At 69.7% G+C, this 20,410-nt stretch carries 17 protein-coding genes; 10 read left to right on the top strand and 7 right to left on the bottom strand.

Annotated features, from left to right (window positions below):
* Positions 1-820: 820 nt before the first annotated feature.
* Positions 821-4,057 (bottom strand): RHS repeat-associated core domain-containing protein, encoded by a 3,237-nt coding sequence (locus OG432_RS34600; protein ID WP_328314904.1) that lies wholly within the window; start codon positions 4,055-4,057, stop codon positions 821-823.
* A 710-nt stretch (positions 4,058-4,767) separates the two neighbouring features.
* Here OG432_RS34600 and OG432_RS34595 point away from each other — a divergent pair.
* Positions 4,768-4,929 carry a hydrophobic protein gene (locus tag OG432_RS34595; RefSeq protein WP_267054796.1) on the top strand — a complete coding sequence of 54 codons (162 nt, stop codon included), beginning with the start codon at positions 4,768-4,770 and terminating at the stop codon, positions 4,927-4,929.
* A gap of 1,226 nt (positions 4,930-6,155) precedes the next feature.
* Here the strand turns inward: OG432_RS34595 and OG432_RS34590 are convergent.
* The gene (locus OG432_RS34590; RefSeq protein ID WP_328314903.1) at positions 6,156-6,398 is read right to left on the bottom strand and encodes a hypothetical protein; all 243 of its coding nucleotides are present in this window, start codon (positions 6,396-6,398) and stop codon (positions 6,156-6,158) included.
* 658 nt (positions 6,399-7,056) lie between these two features.
* Between OG432_RS34590 and OG432_RS34585 the strand changes: the two genes are divergently transcribed.
* Entirely contained in the window at positions 7,057-7,443 is a 387-nt protein-coding gene (locus tag OG432_RS34585; protein ID WP_328314902.1) for a DoxX family protein, read from the top strand.
* Between the two features lie 444 nt (positions 7,444-7,887).
* On the opposite strand, the gene OG432_RS34575 is transcribed toward OG432_RS34585, so the two are convergent.
* Positions 7,888-8,454: a YbhB/YbcL family Raf kinase inhibitor-like protein gene (locus tag OG432_RS34575; protein WP_328314901.1), complete on the bottom strand. Its 567-nt coding sequence runs from the start codon at positions 8,452-8,454 to the stop codon at positions 7,888-7,890.
* Positions 8,455-8,535: 81 nt separating this feature from the next.
* On the opposite strand from OG432_RS34575, the gene OG432_RS34570 reads away from it, so the two are divergent.
* On the top strand, positions 8,536-9,009 hold the full coding sequence (locus tag OG432_RS34570) for a MarR family winged helix-turn-helix transcriptional regulator (protein WP_328314900.1): 474 nt from the start codon (positions 8,536-8,538) through the stop codon (positions 9,007-9,009).
* A 128-nt stretch (positions 9,010-9,137) separates the two neighbouring features.
* Here the strand turns inward: OG432_RS34570 and OG432_RS34565 are convergent, their stop codons facing one another.
* Positions 9,138-9,734, bottom strand: a complete 597-nt coding sequence (locus OG432_RS34565) for an MBL fold metallo-hydrolase (protein ID WP_328314899.1) — start codon at positions 9,732-9,734, stop codon at positions 9,138-9,140.
* 62 nt (positions 9,735-9,796) lie between these two features.
* Here OG432_RS34565 and OG432_RS34560 point away from each other — a divergent pair, with 62 nt between their 5' ends.
* Complete coding sequence (locus OG432_RS34560; protein ID WP_328314898.1) at positions 9,797-10,183, top strand: hypothetical protein; 387 nt, start codon at positions 9,797-9,799, stop codon at positions 10,181-10,183.
* 202 nt (positions 10,184-10,385) lie between these two features.
* Positions 10,386-10,775, top strand: a complete 390-nt coding sequence (locus OG432_RS34555; protein WP_328314897.1) for a hypothetical protein — start codon at positions 10,386-10,388, stop codon at positions 10,773-10,775.
* Between the two features lie 52 nt (positions 10,776-10,827).
* Here OG432_RS34555 and OG432_RS34550 read toward each other — a convergent pair whose 3' ends face one another.
* A complete protein-coding gene (locus OG432_RS34550; RefSeq protein ID WP_328314896.1) occupies positions 10,828-11,685 on the bottom strand; it encodes an alpha/beta fold hydrolase in 858 nt (285 codons plus the stop codon).
* A gap of 100 nt (positions 11,686-11,785) precedes the next feature.
* On the opposite strand from OG432_RS34550, the gene OG432_RS34545 reads away from it, so the two are divergent.
* Entirely contained in the window at positions 11,786-12,208 is a 423-nt protein-coding gene (locus OG432_RS34545) for a winged helix-turn-helix transcriptional regulator (RefSeq protein ID WP_328314895.1), read from the top strand.
* A 35-nt stretch (positions 12,209-12,243) separates the two neighbouring features.
* Here the strand turns inward: OG432_RS34545 and OG432_RS34540 are convergent, their stop codons facing one another.
* Positions 12,244-14,784 carry an MDR family MFS transporter gene (locus OG432_RS34540; protein WP_328314894.1) on the bottom strand — a complete coding sequence of 847 codons (2,541 nt, stop codon included), beginning with the start codon at positions 14,782-14,784 and terminating at the stop codon, positions 12,244-12,246.
* 290 nt (positions 14,785-15,074) lie between these two features.
* On the opposite strand from OG432_RS34540, the gene OG432_RS34535 reads away from it, so the two are divergent.
* The 3 genes from OG432_RS34535 (at position 15,075) to OG432_RS34525 (ending at position 18,271) form a co-directional block, all read left to right on the top strand.
* Positions 15,075-15,659 carry a hypothetical protein gene (locus OG432_RS34535; protein WP_328314893.1) on the top strand — a complete coding sequence of 195 codons (585 nt, stop codon included), beginning with the start codon at positions 15,075-15,077 and terminating at the stop codon, positions 15,657-15,659.
* A gap of 162 nt (positions 15,660-15,821) precedes the next feature.
* Positions 15,822-17,153 carry an ATP-binding protein gene (locus OG432_RS34530; RefSeq protein WP_328314892.1) on the top strand — a complete coding sequence of 444 codons (1,332 nt, stop codon included), beginning with the start codon at positions 15,822-15,824 and terminating at the stop codon, positions 17,151-17,153.
* On the top strand, positions 17,150-18,271 hold the full coding sequence (locus OG432_RS34525; protein WP_328314891.1) for a tetratricopeptide repeat protein: 1,122 nt from the start codon (positions 17,150-17,152) through the stop codon (positions 18,269-18,271). Before OG432_RS34530 ends, OG432_RS34525 begins: the two co-directional genes overlap by 4 nt.
* A gap of 195 nt (positions 18,272-18,466) precedes the next feature.
* Here OG432_RS34525 and OG432_RS34520 read toward each other — a convergent pair whose 3' ends face one another.
* Complete coding sequence (locus tag OG432_RS34520) at positions 18,467-19,384, bottom strand: LysR family transcriptional regulator (RefSeq protein WP_328314890.1); 918 nt, start codon at positions 19,382-19,384, stop codon at positions 18,467-18,469.
* 114 nt (positions 19,385-19,498) lie between these two features.
* Between OG432_RS34520 and OG432_RS34515 the strand changes: the two genes are divergently transcribed.
* Complete coding sequence (locus OG432_RS34515; RefSeq protein WP_328314889.1) at positions 19,499-20,311, top strand: inositol monophosphatase family protein; 813 nt, start codon at positions 19,499-19,501, stop codon at positions 20,309-20,311.
* Positions 20,312-20,410: the final 99 nt, after the last annotated feature.

Raw genomic sequence — 20,410 nt, 5'->3', positions numbered from 1 at the left:
TTGTCGACCTATTTCCCGCGGCCCCGCGCGAGGCTGATCGCAAAGAAAACGATGCCGACAACTACCACCGCACCGAACGCTATTCCGAGCCACGGGGGGCCATCGGGTCCTCCCCCGGGAGCGGCTAGTTGCAGCGCATGCATCGCTGTACTCCTCTCGCCACCAAGTCTTCTTGATCTTCGCTGAGCATCCCGGCTCGGCGCTGTACTCCGTACTGGCGCCTGCGACGGTCTCCCCCTCGGTACTCGCCGAGGCACGGTAGAAACCGGCGCAGCACTCCACTTCACCAGCCCGACCTGCCGACGCGTCGCCGGCGTTCGCCTCGTATCCTCCACTCGCACCAGGAACACCTGCCCCCGCAGAGAGGCTGAGGGATCGCCCCGTCGTCGGTGACGCTGACGCCCCACCGAGGCAGCCACCGAAGGCGCACACTACGACGCTGATTCCCCGCGAGGAGCGACCGTTGGGGTCGATGCCGTTGACGGGGTCACCTTCGGCGTACAGGTAGGGGTTCTTCTCCTGGCCCTGAAAGCCGCCGCAGGTCGCGGTCCACGTCACGAGCCTTGCCCCGTGCTGACGCAGCGAAGGGTGTGCCTGGCCCAGGCAGGACCAGACACACCTGCTCTTCGAACAGCGCCGCGGTGGTGCTGTTCAGCCCGGATCGCTCCGACTGTGTATCTCGCGCGCCGATCCGGAGCTCCCTCGCCCGGGAGCGGTCAGCGTGAGATTAAGACGTCGAGGAGGAAGAGGAGAATTCCGAGACATCCCAGAGCAATTCCGATCCACACCAGCCGTGCGAGCATGTTTGTCTTCCTGTCAGTTAGGACGTGCAGGCGGCGAACATTCCGATACCCGTCCCGATGAGTCCAATTCCGCTGCCGATGGCCGCCACGGATGCTGGTGTGCTGAGTCCGCCCGAGCTGATGGCACCGGCTATTCCACCACCAAGTGAGATAGCCCCACCGAGTACGGAGAAGCCCGCCCCGATGCATCCGAGCAGGCTCGTACCGGCGGGGTCGATGTAGTTGATCGGGTCTCCGCCTGCGTACAGGTAGGCGTTCTGCTCCTTGCCCGCGGGGTCGGTGGTGGTGAAGCGGGCGAGGTTGGGGTCGTAGTAGCGGGCGCCCATTTTGTAGAGGCCGGTGGGGTCGAGGTAGGTGCCGGCGTAGCGGTAGGGCTGCGTGGTCTGCTCGGTGGTGGTGCGGGGCTGGCCGGTGGGTGTGTAGGAGTAGCTGTTGACGCGGGTTCCGGTGGCATCGACGAGGCCGAGGACGTTGCCGGTGGCGTCGGTGAGGTAGTAGGAGCTCTTTCCGTCCCGCGTCATGGAGTTGAGGGTTCCCGACGGTTCGCGGACAAATCCCGTGTCCTGGCCGCCGGTTGTGGAGCCGGCGAGTCCGGTCTGGGTCTGGTGGAACCAGGTGTCACCGATGCGGATCCGCTCAGCGTTTCCTGTGTCGGCGTTCTCCACGGGGTATGTGGTCGATCCGGCTGTGACGGACGTCAGCTGGCCGAAGTCGTTCCACGTCTCGCCGGTCCGAGCTGGGCCTTCGCTGGGGTTGGCGGCCGTCTCGTTGCCGTTGGCGTCGTAGGACCAGCCGGCCGGGTTCATGCTGCGCGTGACGAGCTGGCCCGGGTCGTTGTAGCCGTAACCGATCGAGGGGCAGTACGGCGGCGCGGATGCGGGTTTGGCGAGCATGTTGCCTGACGGGTCCAGGCAGTAGCTCACCCAACTCGCGTCCGCACCGGCGCTGTTGGTGTCCTGGGCGGCAGAGAGGCGGCCTGCGCCGTCGTAGTTGTAGGTGGTCTTGTGGTGGGTGGCGTCGAGGTTGTCGGTGCGGGTGTAGATCTTGACGCCGTTCTTGTCCGCGCTCGCCCCGGTCGGGCGGTAGGTGTACGTGTAGGCCAGGTCGACGAGGGTGCCCTTGGGGGACGTCGCCTTGATGGTCCTGGGCTTGCCGTCGGCGTCCAGGGTCACGCTCTGGACGGTGTTGCCGGGGTAGGTGGTGCTGGTGCGGTGGTCGTTGTAGTCGTACTCGTAGGTCGTCTTCTGGCCGTCGGGGGCCTTGAGGACGGTCAGGCGGTCGGCGTCGTCCCAGGTGTAGTCGGTGGTGCCGGCCGGGTCGGCGTAGGTGTCGACGTTGCCGTCGGCGGTGTAGGTCAGCACCGACTGGGAGTCGTCCTGGAGGGTGCGGACGGTTTCCCGGCCCAGGCCGTCGTAGACGTGCTTGACCGTGCCGGTCCGGTCGGTGCGCTGGGTGAGGTTGCCGTCCATGTCGTACACGTACGTCACCGTCAGGCCGCCGCTCGTGGCCACCTTGCGGACCTCGTCGAGGTTGTCGTACGTGTACGTCGACGTCACCCCGCGTCCGTCGGTGACCGTCCTGGGGCGGCCCAGTTCGTCGTACGTCGCGGTCGTCGCGCCCTGCGGGGCGGGCGGCGCGGACTTGGTGAGGTTGCCGTGGTCGTCGTAGGTGAAGCTGGTGACCTTGCCGCGAGCGTCCTTGATCGTGCAGCGCTGGCCGACGAAGCCGCCGCACGTCGGCGTCGACGGGTTGTACGTCGAGCTCGTCGTGGAGCCGCCCGTACCGGACACCGCGACCGACGTTGTGTTCCCCACCGCGTCGTACGCGTACGACGACTTGGTGTTGTCGGGGGTGGTGAAGGAGTCCGGGACGTCCATGCCGGCCTTGTTCAGCCACGGCGTGAACGACGCCACCGCGCCCGTGGGCAGCTTGGCGGAGGTGGGGTTGTTGCGGTTGTCCCAGCCGTACGTCGTCACGTTGCCCGGCGTGTTCCCCGTGCCGAGCGCATCGGTCGCGGTCTGGGTGAGGTGCTTGGTGTAGGTCTTGCTGCGGGAGTGCTTGAGCGGGTCGGTGACCTTGGTGACCTCGCCGTCACCGTTGTGCTCGTACGTCGTGGACTTCTTCAGCGGGTCGGTGACGGTGGTCGTGCCCGACGCGTACGGGGTCGCCGCCGAGTAGGCGAGCGTCCAGGTGGGCTCGCCGTCGCCCGAGCCGCCCTCCTCGTGGAACTGCTTGTAGGAGGTGAGGCGGTTCTGGTCGTCGTAGCCGAACAGGATCGCCCGGCTCTCGGAGGTGGTGATCTTGGTCAGGCGGCCGTCCGCGTCATAGTTGCACTTGGTGACGTTGCCCTCGGCGTCCGTGGTCTCGTCGATCCGGCCGCCGCTGTCCAGGTGGTACTTGACCGTGCGGCCGCTGCTGTCGTGGGCGTTCCAGTGCGCGGCGTCCTGGCGCTCCAGGGTGATGGAGCGGCCGGAGGCGTCGTCGGTGACCTTGAGTCCGGTGACGGCGTTGTCGGCGTCGCGGTCGCGTTCCACGCTCTGGTGGTTGCCGTTGCGGTCGGCGATGCGGGTCAGGCTGCCGTACTGGTCGTAGGTGTCCTTCGACCCGGACGTGCGGTCGGTGAGCGTGTAGGTGTTGTCGCTGTTCTTCTTCAGGTCCAGCGAGTAGCCGGCCGGGGTGGTGAAGCTGCCGTCCGCGTTCTTCGTGAAGGAGACCCTCGCGCCGGACTGGTCGTAGAGGTCGACGGAGGTGGCCGGGTCGGTGTCGAGGTAACGCTCGTAGCCGAGCCACCAGGCGTTGGAGACCGCGCCCCACGGGGCGTCGAGGGAGTTGTAGGTGCGGGTCCAGGTCAGGTTGCCCGCGACACCCGCGATGTCGAAGTCGGTGGCCGCGACCAGGAGGTTGCCGGTCGAGTAGTCGACCTTCACCGCCACCGACTTCGACAGCCGCAGGTCGTGGAACTGGTGCCAAGGAACATCGCCCTGCCCCTGGGGAGGAGTCCCGGCTGACAGTTGGGCACGGGCCTTCGCCTGGGTGCTGGTCGCGGGGCTGGAGGGGCGGGCCCGTTGGCGGGTGTGCCAGGCCTTGCGGGCCGCGTCCTGCGGGGTGGCCCGCTTGGAGGCGGGGGCGGTGTTGGTGCCGCCGGCCAGGGGCGGCACCGCGATGTCCGTCTTCTTGCCCCATGCCGAACCCGCCGCATGCGGGGCGGCGGGCGAGGCCAGGGACGGCAGAGCTGTGCCGGCGAGGGCGGCCACAGTGAGCGCTGCGACTACCGATACGCGGCTGCGGGATCTCGCGCGTCCTGCGGGCACGCCAGACGTGGATGTATGCATCAGCTTCCCCCCACGGAAAGTTGAACTCGGCGGCCCCACCGGCCCCCGGAGGCGACACACACTCACACGGACATCCGACAGAAACGCCTGTCCTTCCCCGTATCTCCCGACCCATGCGCACCAGTACAGGCCAGAACGCCGTGCTCCAATTGGCTCCGAACCAGCAGGCCACTGTCCCGCCGCAGGCCAGGGCCAGTCGAGACGTGACGCAAACCCCCCGGCCGGAAGTCGACGCTCCACCGGCCGCCGCTGTGCCGGCTCGGTCCCCGGACAGCCAGAGGCCGGCGCCTGCCGGGCGTCGGCCTCCCATGCGCAGCCGACTTGGGTACGTGCACTACGCGACCGCGGCGGCGGCCGGTCGCCTTGTTCGCCGGTTTCTTCCCGAGCGACGGTCAGCGCGGCCGAGAGGTCCAGATCCAGGACCGTGGTGCCGGGCAAGGCTGCCAAGGGCTCAGCCGTGCCGGGCCGGGCACGGCAGGCCGGGGATCACAGCGGGCGCGCGCACCTTGACGGGGCCTCAGGCGCGGGAAGGGACGCAACCGAATTCCCGGATAAGAATCTTGTAAACAATTGTGTTGGAGCCGTGTCGGCGAGGAAAGCCGGGGCATTCGATGGCTCGGAGGTTGATAACTATGGTTCCCCTGCTTCTCGTTCTTCTGCTGGCTCTGATCCTCTTCGGTGCGGGTTTCGCACTCAAGGCCCTGTGGTGGATCGCGATCATCGTGCTCGTCGTGTGGCTGGTCGGGTTCATCGCCCGTCCCAAGGGAGGAAGCGGCCGCTGGTACCGCTGGTAGGCCGGGCTCAATCGATCATCAGGTGGGGGCCCCGCGCTTCGGCGCGGGGCCCCCACCTGTTTGCTGCGTCCCCTCACTTGGGGGATGGGGGTCATCACGTTCCGGATCGCGGGTACGGGCATCACGTGGCCGCGGCGCGGCATCCGCGCACGGGAACCGCGCCTCCAGGAAATCGCGCCGCGGCCACCGAACTCCCAGAGATTCCCGGGACACCCCTCGTCGCTGACGCCTCGTAGTGCATGGCATGGGCGCGTTCAATGCCTCCGGAGAGATCAGTTGCTCGGACCGGTGCCGCGGTGATGAGCTTGGCCGGTCGGGCGTAACCGTGGAGGCCGGCGGCTTCGCACAGCATGGCTTCCCGGGCGGCGGCGGCCTCGGCGTCGGCGGCGATCTCGGCCTGGACGATGTCGTCGACGCCGAGTCCGTGGACGGTGCCCGCAGGCGTGGCGGCGAGCAGCTAGGCGATACCTGCCCCCTGCCCACTCCGCGAGCTCCGCCGGGCCGCGGACATCGTCGGCCAAGTCCTCGTGCCGGCTCGGCTACCGGGTGTCGAACGTCTTTTGGGGCCGGCGGCCGACGACGAACCCGCCCTCGCGCACCAGCTCCTGGACGGCGTCGACCAGCGCGCCACCCGCCTCCTGGCCCACGTCACCGCTCTGATCAAGGACGCCGGACCCCCCGGCGTCACCGACGGGCCCAGCAGCTGCGCGCGCCGGCATCGAAGCAGCCGACCTTCCCTGACTCCACCGGTTCGTGGAGCTTCCATATCGGCCCGCAGCCAGGCGTCGACCGTCTTCTTGTACGGCTCCATGCGATCTTCTTGTACGGCTCCAAGCGAGGTGACGTCCTCACCGCTCGGCGGCGAGGTGTGGGAACCGGCGAGGAGAGTGCTTTCCGTACGAGGCGGCGGTGAACGCCGTACTTCTTCGACAGAGCACGGATCGACAGCTGCCGCTGCCAGCTGTCACGCCGGATCCGGTCGAACATCTCCTTCTTGGACAAAGACATCCGCAGCACCGCCCCTGCCGGCAACTACAGGAACCGTCTCACCGCAGGAAAACGGGGTGGGGCAACGTCGCTCCGTCACGACTCCTCCCTGCCACACCCCCTCCCCAATACCCGCCCACCCGCCACCGGACGACGACGCACGCCCCGGCCCAAGTCCCCCGGACAGCCCCGCGCCGACGAGCAGCAACTCGCCGACGCAGGACCACCGCAGAGCAAGCTCACTCCTCCAGAACCGCGATGGAAAACCCCGCCGCCTTCCCCTGCGGCGGCGCGAAACCGTCATAACGCGCCACGAAAGAGCCCCCAGGCGGCGTGACCACATCCGCACTGGACGGCGTCCCGCCCACCACCCCCGTGCACTCATCCAGCGTCGTCAGACCCTGGATCAGTTGCTCCCGTGCTCCCGTCGGACAAAAACACCCCTTGGGCGTCAGCTCTCCGGCTGCCTGCACAGGATCCATCGATCGAGCACCCCTGGGAGAAGCCGCGTTCGGGGAGGATACGGTCCTGCCCTGGTGTCAGCGCTGTGCCACGTGGGAGTCAGCACCACCTGTCGGCAAGGCGAGGGAAAACCCTCCTGCAGTACTGACAGGTGGACCCTGATTCCAGGTCCTTGGTCGAGCCACCGCACGTGGGGCAGTCCCCGCGCTCCCTTACCGGGCCCCGTCCTGCCTCGCAGGCGGGACAGATATGAGCGAGCACATCGGAGGCGGCCGGATTCCCCGGGAGGGCCCTGTCCGCCTGCCGCAGGACCCAGCCGGCCTCCGTGATCACTTCCTCGAGCCGAGCGCCCTCCGGCAGCTCTTCCGGCTCCAGGTACAGGGCGAGGCAGCTCTCGCTGTCGCAGGTCACGGCAGTGCGGATCATCAGATCTCCTGGTTCTCTTCGTGGCTGAGCTGGTTCAGGCGAGTGCCCGAGCGCTGGTGATCCATGCACGAAGGGAGACATGGTTCCCCCGGAGGTTCCCTCGTCGATCAGCCCCGCCGACGGCCAGAAGCGGCGACCGCCCGCCGCGAAGGCCTCGCACGGCAGCAACCCGGCGAGCAGCGCCTTGGTTCGCGACCGTAAGTTACTGTCAGGTTCCGTCAGGCTGTCCGAGCGACATCTCCAGGAGATGCTGTGGCTTCCTCTCTGTCTTCACACCGGCTGCTGGCGGGCCTCCTCGTCGGCGCCGGGGTCGCGCACGTGGCGCGTCCGGGCCTGTTCGACGCGATGGTGCCGCGCGCCTTGCCGGGCACACCCCGCCTGTGGACGTATGCCAGCGCGGCCGTGGAACTCGCCCTCGCCGCAGGCGTGGCGGCGCCCAGGACGCGGCGGCCCGCCGCGCTGGCCACAGCGGCATTCTTCGTGGCGGTCTCCCCCGCCAACGTCAAGATGGCCTACGACTGGCGCGACCGCGAGCCGGTACTTCGGGCAGCGGCACTCGGTCGGCTCCCCCTGCAACTCCCGCTGGTCCTATGGGCGTACGGTGTTGCGCGCACGGCCGACAAGAGCCGACTGCGCTGACTGGCGGCGGAGCCGGTGCAGGGGGGCGAACGCACGCTCCCCGAAACGGCGTTGTGTGCCGAGGCGGGCGCCGTGTTCGGTAACGCGTCGGGCGATCACCGGCTTCACGCCGAGCGCCCGGACGAGGCGATCGTCCTTGTCGTGGTCGTAGCCACGGTCGCCGAGCACCACGTCGGTCGGCGTCGGGGCCTGCCGCGCCTGCCCCGCACCGGCGGGACCGCTTCGAGTAGCGGCATGAGCTGGGTGACGTCGTTGCTGTCGCCGCCGGTCGGCGTGACCGCGAGCGGGAGGCCGGTAACGTCGGTAATCAGATGGCGCTTACTGTCCGACGTGCCCCAGTCAGCAGGGCTTCGTCCCTTCTCGAAGCCCCAACCACCTCAACTGCGCTGTTGCCCAAGGGATTTGAACACTCCTCCGGCCTCCGCCGCTCGCTGCCAGTGTCGCTCAGGAGATCTCGTAGGTCCCATCGAGCCGCGCTCGTCCGAGGACATGGCCCGCGAGGGCGGTGAGCATGTGGTCGAGGGAGAAGCCGTCCGGCAGGTCTGTGGCCCGGGACAGGGCGAAGAGCTGGAAGACGTAGGCGTGGGGGCCGTGTGACCGGATCGGCATGGGCCCGGCGTAGCCGCGGCGCCCGAGCGGGCCCTTGCCGAGCCGGAGGCCGGGCACGGGGCTGGGGTTCGTGAGGGCGTTCTCCGCGATGCCGGTCAGGGTCGGCGCGATGCCGAGCGCGAGCCCGTGCGTGGCCGGCTTACCAAAGGGGACGTCGGGGTCCTGCACGATGAGCGCGAGCTCGACGGTGCCCGTCGGCGGCGAGGTCCAGGCCAGGGCCGGCGAGACGTTCGCGCCGAACACGCGGCCGCGGTGCCGGGCCGGGATGGGGGCGCCGTGGTCGAAGGCGGGGCTGGTCAGCGTGAGGTTGTCGGGGGCTCGCAGGTCCGGACGGGCCCAGACGAGGGTGTGCTGGCCGGCTCGTCGGTTGCGCAGGGCGACACCGAGGGGGTTCGCGGGCATGGCTGGGGCAGCTCCCTGTCGGTCATTCTGTCGGTCATTGATTAGGTATACGTAACAATTCTTTAGGTACACTAATCAGCTATGGAGAAGGACGCAACAGACGATGACCACGCGATCGAGCGGTCCGCCGCCGATATCGCGGAACGCGACCTCGGCGGACAGGTGCGCTCTGCCGTGTGGAGTTTGTTCCGCCGCTTCCGCAGCGAGCGGCCCGACGGGGAGCTGGGCGATGTCGCCCTGGACGTACTCGTCCATCTGCACAAGCGCGGGCCGCAGACGCTGACCGCCCTGAGCGAGCGCGGCGGGGTCTCGCCCGCCTCGATGAGCCAGACGGTGAACCGCCTGACCTCGGCCGGTTACGCCGTACGCTCTCGCGACGCGGACGACCGCCGTAGGGTGCTTTTCAGCGTCACCGAGGAGGGCGATCGGCTCGGCGGTGCCGCACAGGCGCGGCGCAACGCCTGGCTCGACGCGCGCCTGGACGCCCTCGACGCCGAGGACCGCGCGGTGATCGCCCGCGCCGCGGCCCTGTTCGCCGCCATCGCCGACTCCTGAGCGCCTGTCGCAGCAGCACCGGCCTGCGGGACTTGACCACAACGTCCTGATCCGGTGCTGGGGCCAGCAGTTCGTAGTCGCCCTCCACTCCCCTGCCGTGCCGCACCTCCACCTCGACGTCACTCACCTCAGGCCGATTCGCCAGGACTCAGGTACCGGTAACCGCTGTTGGTCTCCTCGGCGAGCCAGCCGTTGACGCTGCTGAGGCCGCGTTCGTTGAGTTGGGCGTCGTGTATGGCGAACGCCCGCTGAGGCGCGATCGCCCTGACGAAGTCGATCGCCTCCGCCGTCTTCATCCACGACCCTTGGACCGGAACCAGGAGCGTCTCGATCGGTTCGTCGGGCACGTGCAGCGAGTCTCCGGGGTGGTAGATCGCCTCGTCGAGAATGTAGCCGAGGTTCGCGCAGTCCGGTCGGCCAGCGTGGATGGACGCGTGACGACCGCCGACCGCCCGTACGCGAAAGCCTCCGGCGGTGAACCCCACACCGGAGGACACCCCGGTCACCTCGACTCGCGGGATGTTCGCTTCGGCAGGGGCGTAGACCGGCACGCCGAGCCCGGCCAGGCGCAGGACATCGATGTGGTCGGTGTGTTCGTGAGTCACCAGCACAGCGTCCGCACCGGCCAGGGCAGCCGGCTCGCTCCACGTTCCTGGATCGATGACCAGCACGCGGCCATCGTGTTCAAGCCGTACGCAGGCGTGGGTGTACTTCGTGATCCGCATGACACGCCAACGTACTCGCCGGCTCCTGTGTCCGTGGGGCGTTCGGCGCGTACCGTTCCGGCATGGAAACCTCCGATTCGCCCCGCGTTCTCGTCATCGGGCTGGATCCGTATCGGGTACCCGGGCCGTGGGATCCCGAGCCGGCGGCGAAGGCGATCGAGGCGGGTCTGACCCAGTTCGCCGAACATGGCGTGGGCGTGGAGACCTGTCTCATCGGCCTTGATGGACTTGATGCAGGTGACGACGTGGAAGCGGCCGTCGGGAATGCGCTGCGGTCCCACCCGTGGGAGTGCGTCACCGTCGGCGGTGGACTGCGCCACTCGGACGACCGGGTAGAACTCCTCGAGCTCCTCATCAACCTGATCCGGCGACACGCACCCGGCGCGGCCATCGCCTTCAACAGCACGCCAGACACTACGTACGAGGCCGCTGCCCGCTGGATCGAATGACGACAGCCCCTCGCTCGGAGAGTGGTTGCCGCTCGGGGCGGGGACGGCTCGGAGTATCGACAACGCCGGACGGGCCCGCCACCGACTCCTTCCTCGCCCAGGTCGACCGGTGTGCCCACCCTGCGCGCTACGCCCGCCCATCGGGTACGCGATGAAGTCGGCCGCAGGCAGACCGAAGGGCAGGTCCCCCGAGGTGTGCGGGGTGACAGCGCGGTTCGACGGTCGTGGCCTGGCGTGTGATCTCCGCAAGGGCCATCTCGGAGCGTGGGCCGGGGTCGAGGGCCGCGAGGTGGCCCACGACCCGGACGGCCTCGCGGTGCATGGGCTCTGCGTCGCCCGCAAGGATCACGACGCCCGCGACGGACGGCTCGGTCTCGGTGACCCGGGGCGCCATCTTGCCCCCCATGCTGTGCCCGGCGACGAACACCCGGGCCGCATCGACGTGGGGCTCCTCCCGGAGCGGACGCACGGCGGCGACGGCGTGGGGGACGTACTCGCGTGTCATCAGCACGACCCCGGCCACTGGCCGTCGCCCCGCGGAACAGTGACGGTGCCCGCCACCGCGAGCGATCGCGTGGCCCGTCTCACCTAAGGCCGACCAGGCTCAACGGGATCCTGCGGACCCGCTCGGTCCTCTCCGCCGATCACTGCGCCGGATCGGCGGAGAGGAAGGGGTCAAGGAGCGCGAGCAGCGCGTCGGGGCGGTCGAGGGGGATGATGTGCCCGCAGTCCTGGAGGTGGTGCCCTACCAGGTCGTCGGCGATGGGGCGTAGTTGGTGTTCGAGCCCGGTGCCGACCGGGTGGGAGCCGATGGCCAGGGTGGGCATGGTCAGGCGAGCTGTCCCGGTGGCGTCCTGGATCTGCCGCGCGCTGGTGGGCAGGGCCCGGTAGTAGGAGAACGCGCAGCGCAGGGCCTCGCTCCCGGTGTACGCGTGGACGAAGGCCGCGCGGATGTCGTCGGGCACTCCTCGCCCGAGCGTTCCCGAGTCGAGGAACCAGTCGACGTACGGGGCTTCGTTGCCGGCCAGGACGGTCTCGGCGAGGCCGGGGACTGCGTGGAAGCCGAACCACCATGGGGCGCCGCCGACGACGAGGTGATCGGCTCCGGGCAGGCGCCCGAGCAGTGCTTCCATCACGACCAGGCGCCGGACCAGGCCGGGCCGGCGCAGCGCGAGCAGGACGGCGGGGGCGGTGCCCGCGTCGATGCCGACCACCGCTGCCGAGGGCTCGCCGAGTGCGTCGAGCAGCCCTTCGGCGTCGGCGGCGAGGGTGCCGGCGTCGTATCCCTCGACGGCACGGTCACTGGCACCGAGGCCTCGCAGGTCCGGGGCGATGACCCGGTGCCGCCCCGCCAGTTGCTCCATGATGCCGCTCCAGAGGTACCAGGTGTGGGGGATGCCGTGCAGAAGGAGGACCGCGGGTCCTTCACCGGCGATGGCGACGTTGAGTTCGACACCGTTCGTCGCGATGCGGTGCAGCTGGTGTGCGGTGGTGGCGGGCATGGCGGCTCCTTCGGGTGGTTACCATCGGTGACTAGAAAACGATAGGTAACTCTCCAGCCGCTCACTAGACGGCACTTTCAGGGAAGGTGGTGAGCCACGGGTGACCACCCGGGGAGCCCGCGCCGCCGGTCGTGGGGCACGCGGCGATCTGTTCGATCCGCAGTGCCCTACGCGGCAGTTGCTGGACCGCATCGGCACGAAGTGGACGTCCATGGCCGTCAAGACGCTCGCCGACGCAGCACCGGACGAGGTGCGCTTCGCGGAGCTGAGACGCCGCATGCCCGGCGTCTCGCAGAAGATGCTGTCCGTGACGCTGCGCAGCCTGACCCGCGACGGGCTGGTGTCACGCCGGGTCGAACCGACCGTGCCGCCCCGGGTCTTCTACCGACTCACCGGACTTGGGCTGTCCCTGGAAGCCGCGCTTGCGGGGCTGCGGACCTGGGCGGAGGAGCACATGAGCGAGATCGACCGCGCCAACGAAGCCGACGACCAACAAGCCGACAAGGGACAGGACGACGGATAGACGAGTGATAGGCGGGCCGGGTTCCACGTTTCGTACTAGGCGCCCGGCGCCTTGTCCTTGATCATCAGCCAGGCGATCACGCCGGCCAGCACGAGGGCGCCGACCACCGACCAGATGGTGGCGGCGTACCCGGCAACGGTCGCGTCGGCAAGCGGCTTCCACAGAGCGGGCGGCAGCCCCTTGACTCCGACGGCGTGCCCGCTTCTGGCCAGGTCTTCGATTCCCGCCGGATCCCCGGACGCGTTGTGCAGTCGCGAGACGATGGCCGAGCCGAGAATGCCCCCGAACGCCACCACTCCCAGCGAACCGCCCAGCTGTTGCGCGCTGTTCACGGATGCCGCCGCCGCACCGGAGTCCCGTCCGGCGACACCTGACGTGGCGATGGCGAAGAGCGGCATCAAGGTCACGCCTATGCCGAGGCCGGTGAGGACCATGCTGGGCAGCACCAGCGCGGCGTAGCCGCTGTCGAGCCGGAGCCGCGTCAGAAGCGCAGCGCCCAGGGCCACGACCACCAGGCCCGGTGCCATCAGCAGGCGGGGAGCGACGCGGTGCGACAGCCGGGCGGAGATCTGCGTGGATCCGATGATCATCGCGATGACGGTGGGCAGCAGGGCCACGCCGGCCTCGAACGTGTCGTAGTCGAGCACTTCCTGGAGGTAGAAGGTCTGGGTCAGGAACAGCCCGAGCAGACCCGTGCCGGCCACGATCATCGTGAGGAAGGCACCGAGGCGGTTGCGGTCCTTGAACACGTACGGCGGCAGGAGGGGGCTCGACGCCCTGGTCTGCCACCAGACGAAGACCGTGAGCAGGAGGACGCCGCCGCCCAGGAGGGCCACGATCGCGGGATTGGTCCAGCCCCACGGCTGCGCCTTGGCGAGGCCGTAGCTCAGGGCGAGGAATCCGCCGGTTCCGAGCACCGCGCCGAGCGGATCCATTCGCGTCGCGGACCGGTCCGCGCGCTCGTGCACCAGCACAGCCGCGCCGATCACGGCGACCACGGCCACAGCGGCGTTGACGTACAGGCACGGGCGCCAGTCCAGCACCGTGAGCAGCCGGCCGCTCCCGAGCATCCCGATCACCGATCCGCCGCCGGCGAGGACACCGAACACCCCGAAGGCCCTGCCTCGCTCCTTGGGGTCGGTGAAGGAGGTGGACAGCAGGGACAGAGCGGAGGGCCACAGCAGCGCGCCGAAGGCACCTTGCAGCGCACTGGCGCAGATGACCATGGCGGAGCCGGTGGCCGCACCTCCGAGCGCACAGGCGGCCGCGAGACCGGTCAGCCCGGTGATCAACGCCCGTTTGCGCCCGATCAGGTCCGCGATGTGTCCGCCGAGCAGGAGCAGCCCGCCGAAGGCGACGGGGTAGGCGAGGAATGCCGTTCTCATGTCGGCAGTCGACATGTGCAGGTCTGCCTGCAGGGAAGGCGGGTCGAGGATGGACCCGCTGACCAGCACGAGCAGTTGCGCCAGCGTGATCGCCACCAGCCCCCACCAGCGCAGCGGATGCGGCCCCTGATCCCCGGCCGGAGGCGCGGCGGGCCGCCAGGCGTCGGCGTACGGATTCGACGGAGCGGGGCCGGCGTTCACCGGGGTCGTCGGCGCGTACGCGGGCGGCGGGGGCGGCGGCTGCGCGGCCCGGGGAGCCGGGACCGGCGCTGCGGCCGCAGCCGTCGGCGTCTCCGGGGCGTAGTCCAGCAATTGGGCCGCGTGCCGGCCGAGTTGGGCCAGCACCACGCCGGGGAGCCACTCGTCCGCCCGGTCCGTCGTCGTGCGTGCGATCACCTGCTGCGGGGTCGGGCGCCGGGCCGGGTCCTTGTGCAGGCATTCGCCCACGAGTCCGGCGAGTGACTCGGGTACGCCGGTCAGGTCCGCCTCCTCCTCCGCGATCCTGAAGAGGTGGGCGTTGAGACCGGTGTCGGTGGCGCCGAAGAGGAGTCGCCCCGTGGTGGCGTACACGAGCAGCGCGCCCAGGCAGAACACATCGCTGGCCGGGGTGAGTGGAAGGCCCCGCACCTGCTCCGGCGACATGAACCCGGGCGAGCCGATCAGCATGCCGGTACGGGTGCGCAGGCTGTCCCCGGCGAGGCTGTCCAGCGCGCGTGCGATGCCGAAGTCGATGACGCGGGGGCCGTCGACGGTGACGAGCACGTTGGACGGCTTGAGGTCCCGGTGAATGAGGCCCGCCTCGTGCACGGCCCGCAGGGCCAGGGCGAGGCGGTTGGCGAGGACCTGGACGGAGTACTCGGGGAGCGGCCCGAAGTCCTTGGCGACCACGGTGGTCAGATCGGGCCCCGGGACGTACTGGGTCGCCACCCACGGCACATCGGCCTCCGTGTCCGCGTCGAGCACGGCGGCCGTCCAGTCCCCGCCCACGCGCCGGGCCGCATCGACCTCGCGTGCGAACCGCGCGCGGAATTCGGGGTGTTGGGCGTACTCGGCCTGGACGACCTTGACCGCGACGGTCCGTCCGGCGTCGGAGCGGGCGAGATAGACGCGTCCCATTCCGCCCTCACCGAGCCGGGCGATGAGGCGGTACGGTCCTATTCGGGCCGGATCTTCGACGATCAGCTGGTCCACATGCAGGAAGTTAGCGGACGGGACAGGTTCTTACCCCTGCTTCTCGACCATCGGCGCCGACTCCGGCGGCTTTGGCCCCTGCCGCGGCGTCGCGCCGCCCCGAGTCCCGCCTGGCCGATCAGCCCGCCGTGGAGGGGGGCGGGGTCGGTCTCTCGCCCGCCGACGCGGATTCCGGCACGGAGCCCACCCCTTCACGGGCCCATGTGGCGAAGGTGCCGGTTGTCACGGGCGGTTCAAGATGAGTAGGAGTACTCATGCCCCCCGCCGTGGTGAGAGGAAGGATCCGAGAGGTGACGACACTGGGAAAGACGAGAGCCCGGCTCGGACTGCTGCCGTTGGCCGTGGTGGTCCTGCTGACGGCCGGCTGCGGAACGCAGCGGTCGGCGGACGCCGCCGGCACCTCCGGGGGTTCTCCTGCGACGCCGACCGGTACGGCGATACCGAGCACGTCGGCCGACTTCCCCTGCCCCGGCGAGACCCCGAAGCCGACGCCTGCCGCAACCTCCAGCTCGACCGTGCCGCCCCAGGACCACTACGCCGAGAACCACGGCTTCAGAGTCCCCATCCCGCTTCGCGGACAGAGCCGTTGCGACGGGCTTGCCGCGGCGGGGCACGTCAAGAGTGCGCTCGAACCGCTGCGCCGGCGCGGCGACTTCGCCCCGGACGACGTCCGCACCGCACTCACCGGTCTCGGGTACTCCACCGACAAGGTGCAGGCATACCAGAACGGTCCGACCGGGGTCGGGTTCCTCATCACTCTCGGCGCCTCTCCCTGGTGCGTGGAGGGCACGATGAGCGGGGACGCCACCAAGGCGGACGCATTTGCCGGCTACCCCGACGGCACCGGCTGCGAGCCCGCTCGCGGTGGCCACTGAGCCGGCTGGACTCCCGCCGAACACCCTCACGACGACAAGACCGTGACACCGGCCGGCGAGGAAGACGTACGTGCGGAGGCTGCCCTCTGCGGTGCTTCGTCCCTTCAGCGCTACGCACGGCCCGCCGCCGGGCCGGCGTCGCCATATCCGTAAAGTGGCCGCATGCCTGAGGTCTCTCCCTTGATACAAAGCTTGCGCACGGCCGTCGAGGCCGCACCCGGCGACGTGCCGCTGCGGCTGCACTTGGCCGGCTTGTTGCTGGATGCCGGGCAGCAGGACGCCGCGGTCATGGAGGTGGCCGTCGCGCTGACGCACGCGCCGGGCGATGGTCAGGCGAAGGCGCTGATGGTGCGCGCCATGGGCATGCCCGCCCCCGCGCATGCACCCGCTCCTGTGCTCGCGCCGGTTTCGGCGACCCCACCCACGGAACCCGAACCCGCCACGGACACCGACATCGACGTCGGCACCGAAACCGAACCCGCCGGCACCGGCACCAGCGCCGACTTCAACTGGAGTGCCGCCTCCGACCAGGTCAAGGATGTGATTCCGCCCCGCTTCGTCGAAGCGCCTCTCGCCACCGACGGCAGCGGCGATCCCGACGACTCCCCCGCCTGGGACGTCGATGCTCCGGGCACCGTGCGCCTCGCCGACGTCGGTGGCATGCGGGAGGTCAAGGACCGTCTGGAAGCCGCGTTCCTCGCGCCGCTGCGCAACCCCGAGTTGCGCAAGCTGTACGGCAAGAGCCTGCGCGGTGGACTCCTCCTGTACGGGCCTCCCGGCTGCGGCAAGACGTTCGTGGCACGGGCCGTCGCGGGCGAGCTGGGCGCGAGTTTCCTTTCGGTCTCGGTCAACGACGTACTCGACATGTGGATCGGCAACTCCGAGCGCAACATGCACGAGCTCTTCGAAACGGCTCGTCGCCAGGCACCGTGCGTCGTGTTCCTCGACGAGCTGGACGCCCTGGGCGGCAAGCGCAGCCGTACGCAGAGCGCGGGCATGCGCAACACGGTCAACCAGCTCCTGACCGAGCTCGACGGCATCGACGCCGCCGCCAACGAGGGCGTCTTCGTGCTCGCCGCGACGAACGTGCCCTGGGACGTCGACATCGCCCTGCGCCGCCCCGGCCGTTTCGACCGCACCCTTCTCGTCCTGCCGCCCGACGCCCCCGCACGCGAGACGATTCTCCGCTACCACCTGCGCGAACGGCCCATCGAGAAAGTCGACTTGGGCAAGCTCGTCAAGGTCACCGACGGACTGTCGGGCGCCGACCTGGCCCATCTGTGCGAGTCCGCGGCCGAGTCCGCCCTCCTCGATTCGGTGCGTACCGGGGTCGTCCGCATGATCGGTATGAAGGATCTGCTGGACGCCGCGAAGCAGACGGTGCCCTCGACGGAACCGTGGTTCTCCGCCGCGCGCAACGTCGCGATGTACGCCAATGACGGCGGCATGTACGACGACCTGGTCGCCTACCTCAAGAAGAAGCGGAAACTGTGACCGCGCTGCACCCGACCGTCGAGCAGGCCTCGGCGCTGATCGACTTCGAACGCTATGGCCAGGCCAAGGCACTGCTGAGCGGCCGTCTCGCCGAAGACCCCGCCGACGTGCGGGCCTGGGTCATGGTCGGCCATTGTCACCTCAACGAGGATGAGCCCAAGCAGGCCCTGGAGGCGGCCGGGGAGGCCCTGAAGCTGGCGCCCGAGGACTACGGCGCATTGATGCTGCGGGCCCTCGCCATGACACGCGGTGAGGGGTGGCGCGACGTCGAGCCCGTACTGCGCGAGGCAGTCCGCGTCGCTCCTGAGGACCCCGTCGCGCGGGCCATGCTCGCCGACGCGGTATTGCGTAACTCAACGATCCGGTACGCCAAGGAAACCGGAATCACGCGTTTTTCGGCGGAGGACGCCGACCGCGTCTCCCAGGAGGCGACCGAGATTGCCATGGAGGCGCTGCGCCTCGGCCCGGAGAGCATCTACGCTCACGAAGTCGCGCAGTTCATCGTCGGCCTCGCCGGCAACAGCACCGTCTCCGACGAGCTCGACGAGGCCATTCTCCGCATCGACCCCACACATTCCGAAGCCCTCGCCCGCCAGACCCAGAGGGCAGCGGAGGCGCCGGGCGTGAGCGCCGCACAGGCTGCCGAACTCTACGCGGGCGCGCTGGCCGGCCAGCCCGACTCCCCCGGAATGCGGCAGCAACTCGACCGCGCCACCTACCGTCTCCTGCGGGGGACCCGATGGCTCGCCCTGCTCTGCCTGGTCGTGCCGGGTGCCATGATCAACCTGTTCCCTTCGGACGGCGAGCCCTCTCCCGCACTGCCGGTGCCCATCGGCCAGCGCCTGTGGTCCGTGGTGATCATGGCGGCGATCTGGGGCTTCGGCGCCTGGCGGCGCTACCGGAAGCTCCGCGCCGGCGTGCAGCTCAACGTCCGTTCTCTGCTCCGCCGAGGCCGTTGGGCCCGCATTGTTGTCGCCCAATCGGGATGGGCCATGCTGTGCGCCCTGATGATGGCCGGGCCCCCCTGGTCGGGCCTGTCCGAACCTCGCTTCCTGTTCTGGGCTGGGCTCGTACCCATAGCGGCCACGATCTGGTTCGACAGGCGCACGACCCGCTGACCAAGCGGGTGCAGACCTCCTCGCACCTCACGCCTCACACTCGCATCCGCATCCGCATCCGCACCCGCACCCGCACCCGCACCCGCCTACCGTCCCGGCTCTCGACGGCATGGCACCACTCGTCTGCGAGCAGGACCAGCCGCCCCAGGACCTCCCCTGGGGCTTGTCCGTCACCGCGGTCGGGTTGGTGCGGGGCTACGGAGCGGCGGCCGGTGGCGTGAAAAGGGCCCGGACGGTCTCGGTGGCCAGCTCTCGAAGCCAGGTGTGGGCGCGGTCGGTGTCGTAGCGCTGGTGCCACAACAGGTACAGCGGTACGTCGGGCAGCGGGAGCGGCGGCGGCAGAGTCACCAGGCCGAGTTGTTCTCGTGCCGTGCGGGTGACCGCGTCGGGGAGTGTGACCACCAGGTCGGAGTCGAGGGCGAGTTGCAGCGCGAAAGCGGCCGTGGGTCCGGCGGCGACGACGCGACGTTCCAGGCCGTGTGTCGCCAGGATGCCATCGATCGGATCGCGCAGATTCCCGCGCCTCGAGACGGTGAGGTGTTCGCAAGCCGCGTACCGCTCAAGGGTCAACGAGCCCTCGGCCAGGGGGTGTTCTGGGCGAACGGCGATGACCAGCCGGTCCCGGCCGGCGAGACGGTGACGGATGTCGGGAAGCGTCGGAGCGCTGGAGCTCGATTCCAGGTCGACCTCACCCCGGCGCAACTCGGCGTCGTCCGTGCCGGGTTCGGCGGACAGGCGTAGCCGGACGCCGGGCGCGTGATCGTGGACGGCCGAGATCAGGGCGGTGCCGCAGGCCGCGGTCAGGGCATCGTGCCAGCGCACCGTGAACACCCGGTCCAGGGCCGCCAGGTCGAGTTCCCGCTGCGCGGACAGGAGTTGGTGGGCCTGCTGCACCAGGGCGTGCACTTCGGCTCGCATGGCCAGCGCGCGGGTGGTGGGGACCATGCTGCGGCCGGTGCGGACCAGGATCTGATCGCCGGTGGCTTTGCGGATACGCCCCAGGGAGCGGCTCATCGCCGGTGCGGTGACGTGGAGGCGGGCCGCCGCGCCGGCGACGCTGCCCTCTTCCAACAGGGCGTCAAGGGCCGTGAGCAGGTTCAAGTCCAGTTGCATGGCAGTAACTTTACAAGTGACAAGCATGCACTTGTTGTTAATTAGGGAGGGGCCTACCTTCGGAGTGCGGGGACGGACAAGCACCCCGCTTCGATCGCCTCAAGGAGCCCAATCATGAGCACTGCCACGCCTTTCGCCGCCGGTACGACCCTCCTGTCCGACGTGACAACCGCGGTGGAGACCGCCGGCGTCACCCTGCGCGACCGCTACACCTCGCACGCCCGTGGCGTGACGCTCGACGAGGTCGTCGCTGAGATCCACGCCAACGACGACGCGGTGCTGGATGTGCTGCGGGAGCCGCTGCTTCGGGCCCGGCCGGGGTCTCAGTGGGCCGAGGACGAGCTGGCCGGCGGCGCGCTTCCGGCCGGGGAGTGGTGGGTCGTCGACCCCGCGGAGGGCAACATCAACCACGTGCACGGCATGGACGACTGGTCCGTCACTGCCACGCTGGTCCGCGACAACCAGCCGGTACTCACCGTCGTCCACCTGCCGCTGACCGGTGACACCTACACGGCGGTCGCCGGCGGCGGTGCCCGGCTCAACGACCGACCCCTGAAGGTGTCCGCCAAGACCGACCTGGGCGCCGCGCTCATCGGCACGGGCCAGGCCAAGCCCGGCGAGGACGAGCGCACCTTCCGGCGGATCGGTGACTCCGTCACCGCGATGCTCATCAACGGCCTGGTCGTGCGGGTGTCCGTGCCCGCCACGATGCAGCTCATCCACGTCGCCGCCGGACGCATGGACGCGTTCTGGCAGTTCTCCGACGTCCGCTCGGGCCTGGTCGCCGGCGCCCTGCTGGTCTCCGAGGCCGGGGGCACCGTCACCGACCTGGCGGGCCGGCCGTGGAACACCGGCAGCAGTGACTTCCTGGCCGCCGCCCCCGGCATCCACGCCGCCGCCCTCAAGGTGCTCTCGCCGCTCGCCTGACCCGTAGGACTCCGCGCCCGACTCCGGACGTGACTGCCCGGAAATCTGCGCCTGAACAGGGAAGTCCCGGAATTCACTGCGCCTGACCACGGAAGTCTC

Source organism: Streptomyces sp. NBC_00442 (assembly GCF_036014195.1).
GTDB lineage: Bacteria > Actinomycetota > Actinomycetes > Streptomycetales > Streptomycetaceae > Streptomyces.
This window is presented reverse-complemented; position numbering and strand designations above follow the sequence as displayed.

Coding starts and splice junctions, on each gene's coding strand:
- OG432_RS34575 (WP_328314901.1), bottom strand. CDS start 8,454: ATGCCCGCGAACCCCCTCGGTGTCGCCCTGCGCAACCGACGAGCCGGC.
- OG432_RS34550 (WP_328314896.1), bottom strand. CDS start 11,685: ATGCCCGCCACCACCGCACACCAGCTGCACCGCATCGCGACGAACGGT.
- OG432_RS34595 (WP_267054796.1), top strand. CDS start 4,768: ATGGTTCCCCTGCTTCTCGTTCTTCTGCTGGCTCTGATCCTCTTCGGT.
- OG432_RS34590 (WP_328314903.1), bottom strand. CDS start 6,398: ATGGATCCTGTGCAGGCAGCCGGAGAGCTGACGCCCAAGGGGTGTTTT.
- OG432_RS34530 (WP_328314892.1), top strand. CDS start 15,822: ATGCCTGAGGTCTCTCCCTTGATACAAAGCTTGCGCACGGCCGTCGAG.
- OG432_RS34570 (WP_328314900.1), top strand. CDS start 8,536: ATGGAGAAGGACGCAACAGACGATGACCACGCGATCGAGCGGTCCGCC.
- OG432_RS34560 (WP_328314898.1), top strand. CDS start 9,797: ATGGAAACCTCCGATTCGCCCCGCGTTCTCGTCATCGGGCTGGATCCG.
- OG432_RS34520 (WP_328314890.1), bottom strand. CDS start 19,384: ATGCAACTGGACTTGAACCTGCTCACGGCCCTTGACGCCCTGTTGGAA.
- OG432_RS34565 (WP_328314899.1), bottom strand. CDS start 9,734: ATGCGGATCACGAAGTACACCCACGCCTGCGTACGGCTTGAACACGAT.
- OG432_RS34515 (WP_328314889.1), top strand. CDS start 19,499: ATGAGCACTGCCACGCCTTTCGCCGCCGGTACGACCCTCCTGTCCGAC.